General features: G+C 41.8%; 5 protein-coding genes and 1 pseudogene. 1 reads left to right on the forward strand and 5 read right to left on the reverse strand.

Annotated features, from left to right (window positions below):
• From murB to Q0296_RS08705, 5 genes are all read right to left on the reverse strand, one after another.
• A partial coding sequence (gene murB, locus Q0296_RS08685) for a UDP-N-acetylmuramate dehydrogenase (protein ID WP_298039421.1) occupies positions 1-527 on the reverse strand: 527 nt, incomplete at its 3' end.
• The gene (fliQ, locus tag Q0296_RS08690) at positions 524-793 is read right to left on the reverse strand and encodes a flagellar biosynthesis protein FliQ (RefSeq protein ID WP_223154231.1); all 270 of its coding nucleotides are present in this window, start codon (positions 791-793) and stop codon (positions 524-526) included. The genes fliQ and murB, both read right to left, overlap by 4 nt.
• Positions 790-1,662 (reverse strand): menaquinone biosynthesis family protein, encoded by an 873-nt coding sequence (locus Q0296_RS08695; protein WP_103571834.1) that lies wholly within the window; start codon positions 1,660-1,662, stop codon positions 790-792. Before Q0296_RS08695 ends, fliQ begins: the two co-directional genes overlap by 4 nt.
• Positions 1,663-1,717: 55 nt before the next feature.
• Positions 1,718-2,215 (reverse strand): hypothetical protein, encoded by a 498-nt coding sequence (locus Q0296_RS08700; RefSeq protein ID WP_298039425.1) that lies wholly within the window; start codon positions 2,213-2,215, stop codon positions 1,718-1,720.
• Between the two features lie 8 nt (positions 2,216-2,223).
• Positions 2,224-3,312: a nicotinate phosphoribosyltransferase gene (locus Q0296_RS08705; RefSeq protein ID WP_298039426.1), complete on the reverse strand. Its 1,089-nt coding sequence runs from the start codon at positions 3,310-3,312 to the stop codon at positions 2,224-2,226.
• Positions 3,313-3,412: 100 nt separating this feature from the next.
• Between Q0296_RS08705 and Q0296_RS08710 the strand changes: the two are divergent.
• A pseudogene (locus tag Q0296_RS08710) lies at positions 3,413-3,578 on the forward strand (molybdate ABC transporter permease subunit); the annotation flags it as partial.

Raw genomic sequence — 3,578 nt, forward strand, 5'->3', positions numbered from 1 at the left:
ATGGCTTCAGATATGCTTGCGTCAAAGCCGCTAGAAAGCTTAAATTTAGCCCCCAAAATGGCCTCATCTATGCCGCTGTGGCGGTAGCTAAAGTTTATCTCCTCTTTGCTCACCCAGCCACGAGCCAGACGCACATGCGTGAGGTTGTCGCTTATGCTAAATTTAAGCAGTCCAGCGTTCATTTTTATAAGTCCGCCAAGTGTGCCTGGGATATTTTTTAAAAACTCAAGGAGAGCTATGTTGTTTTGTTTGCAGAAGTTATAAATTTTGGCTGATTTTGTCGCAGCACCTATCTCAAGGCAAATTTTTTCATCACAAATTTCTAAATTTATATAGTCAAAGCTCTTGCCAAGCATCGCCATTTTTGGGGGATTTGGCGAGATAAGAAGGTTGTTGCCCCCGCCTATCATCACAGCGCCTAAAAAGTGAGGTGAGCTTAGATCTTCAAGGCTATTTACCTCAAAAATTTCATGCACGCCGCCTATCCTAACTGAGGTAAATTTAGAAAAATCAACAAGCCTCGTCACTGGATAAATTCCGGTATAAAATCAAGCATGCGAGTGGTAAATTCAACCATCATCGAGATCATCCAAGGCATCAAAAATATGATGACAACGACAACTAGCAAAATTTTTGGCACGAAGCTTAGCGTGGTTTCGTTTATCTGCGTGGTCGCTTGAAAGATGGAGATGATAAGACCTGCTATTAGTCCGCTTAGTAGCATCGGAAGGCTGATATAAAGGGCGATCTTAAAGGTTTCAACTCCAAGTGAGACAAGCGTGCTTTGCATCAGCTAAACCTTACTTCGTTGTATTCAGTTGGGATTAGGTAGTCATTTACGTCGATAGCTTTTTCAAAAAAGCCTTTGTCATAGCCTATTTGATAGAGCTTATTTAGCGCTTTTAACTGCGTTTCGTTCATGCTTATTGACTCGTCATTTGCGTATAAATTTAGATACGCTTTAAGCTCCTCTTTGCCAACTCTGATGAGGTTTCGCTCCATTAGCATGTGAGATAAAAATGGCTTGTGCGAAGTGGCGATCCTGACAGCCTCGCTAAGCACTCTCTCGCACTCGATCGCGTCGGTTATGGGCAGACTTCGTCTAAGCGCCATGCCACCAAGTGGAAGCGGTAAATTTTCGCCGTTTAGCTCGCTCCAGATGTCCCAAATCTCACGCTCTACGCAGAGCTGGTCTGAGAAATTTAAGATACTTTCATGTATTAGCACGCCAGCATCGACCTCGCCGCTAAGCACGGCATTTTCGATCTCAAGAAAATTTTTATAAACGATCCTTGCCTCTGGGTAGGCTATGCGAAAGAGCAGAGCATTTGTCGTGTTTTTGCCAGATAACGCGACCTTGAAATTTCGCTTTAGCTGCTTATCTTTTAGCTTGATAAGCTTTGGACCATATCCATTACCAAAGCTCACCGCACAGCGTAAAAGTGCAAATTCATCGCAGATTTTAGGATAGAGTGCAAAGCTGATCGCCGTTGCCTCATAAGTGCCTTTTAGTGCCTCTTCGTTTAGCGTTTCTATATCAAGCGCCTTTGATGTGAAGGCTAAATTTTTACTGCTAACCCAGCCAAATTTGACCGCGGCATACATGAAAATATCGTCAGCGTCCGGCGAGTGAGCGACATTTATAGTTTTTAGATTATGCAAAGATGATCCTTTTTTTGATTACGCCATTTTAATGAAATTTATTTAAAATAAAGTTTTAAGGGTGGTTTTGAAACGATTTTACCAGCTTTGCCTCTTTGAAATTTAGCACGTATTTCACGTCTATGGCGTCTTTAGCCCCTTTTCTTCGAGCTTGGAGCGTTGAGTAAAATGGATGCTTAAGTTCAAGCATCTTAATCAGCTTTTGATCACTATCTTCTTTTTTTATATTTTCAACGATTATTGTCGTTATAAATTTGCCCTCAAACTCGTAAAACGGCCAGACAATCACGCCCGCGTCGCTTGTCTTAAAGTCCGTGATTTTAGACTTTTTAGGGATATTTAGCATGGAGATGATCTTTTTGCGTGAGCTCTCTAAATTTTGAACAGAGATCACCTTTACAAGTAGGTCTTTTTTGACTCCAATGCCATTTTGACTAAAGCGATAAACGCCGTCTTCAAGTATGCCAACTTTTTCAAAGGCGTTAGCGTAGTTTGCGGCAGTGCAAGCAGTCAATAAAAGCGCTAGAATCGTTAAAATTTTTATAAATTTCATCTTTTCTCCTAAAATTTCACTCTTTTTAGCCTATCTGAAGCGAAATTTTTTCTGCCAAATTTAGCCTCACTTTTGCCGTTTAGCTCGACTAAATCGCCTGTAAAGCCACAAATGTCATTTTTAACAAGATAGCTTCCCACGCCGTAAATATCAACTGGGGTGTTAAATTTTTCAAATTCGCTCATTTTTTGCGGGTTAAATCCTGAGCTAACGACGATTTTAACGTGCTTAAAGCCAGCTTTATCAAGCGCCTCTCTTAGGGCAAATATAAGCTCCTTGCAAACGCCGTGTGGGTCAAATTTGCTCACATCTTTGTCTTCAAAATACCTATCTATCAAATTTTTACTAGTATCCACTCTAACCGCGCCAAGCCTCTCTTTTAGGGCATTTGCAGCCTTTAAAGCATCTGTTATCACATCGTTGTTGTAATCAACTAAGGCCGTGATCTGCTCGTTTTCAAAGGTTTTAGCGTAAATTTGGCAAGCCTTCACCACATCTCCGCCACACATTTGAATGAGCGCATGAGGCATGGTGCCACCACCTTTTAGTCCTGTAAGCTCGCCCTGAGCGTCTGTAGCGACCTTTTTTATACCGCCGATAAATGAGGCATATCCGTCGCCTGGCTGCGTGCAGATGTCATCTTGCCTGTCTGCCATGCTAAAGACGTCCTTGCCATTTGCCGCTTTTATCACGTCTCTGGAGTTTGTCGCCACGCAGCTTCTTCTAGCAAGTGTCGCGTCGATGACGTTTTCTAAAAAGCCGAAATTTTCATACTTGCCGCTTATCTTTAAAACTGGCTCGTTTGCATTTATGATATCGCCATCATCAAGTGCGTAAATTTCAAGCTCGCTTGGATTTTTGGCAAATTTATTGATGATAGCTAAAACCTCATCAATGCCACAAAGTACGATATCATCACGCCTTTGGAAAAACTGCATCGTCACGTGCTGATCTGGCAGGTTTTGCTTAATTATCTTATTTACTTTTAGAAAGTATTTCGCCGTAAAGTAGCCCTCGCCGATCCTTGGATCTAGCCTAAAAGTCTTATCTGTTATCCTATCTATCTTGCCTTGCATCTTTAGCTCAAGTTCGTTCATGTCTATCCTTTTGTTTTTGCGAGATTATACCATTTTAGCGAAATTTGGCGCAGGCAAAAGGGCTAGTAAATTTATGCAAAAAGCAATCTTTATGCCTCAAAAAAGCGTCGCAGCAGCCTTTATCCTAGCGCTCTCATGAGGGTTTGGCGAGGTTGGTATAACGCTCATTTTAGGCGGCAATATCATAGACAAAACAGACACCATCTCGCTTGCTATCTATAACGTAGTCTATGACGGCAGAAATGATCAGGCACTCGCTTTAAGCC

The organism is uncultured Campylobacter sp., from assembly GCF_937890585.1.
Lineage (GTDB): Bacteria > Campylobacterota > Campylobacteria > Campylobacterales > Campylobacteraceae > Campylobacter_A.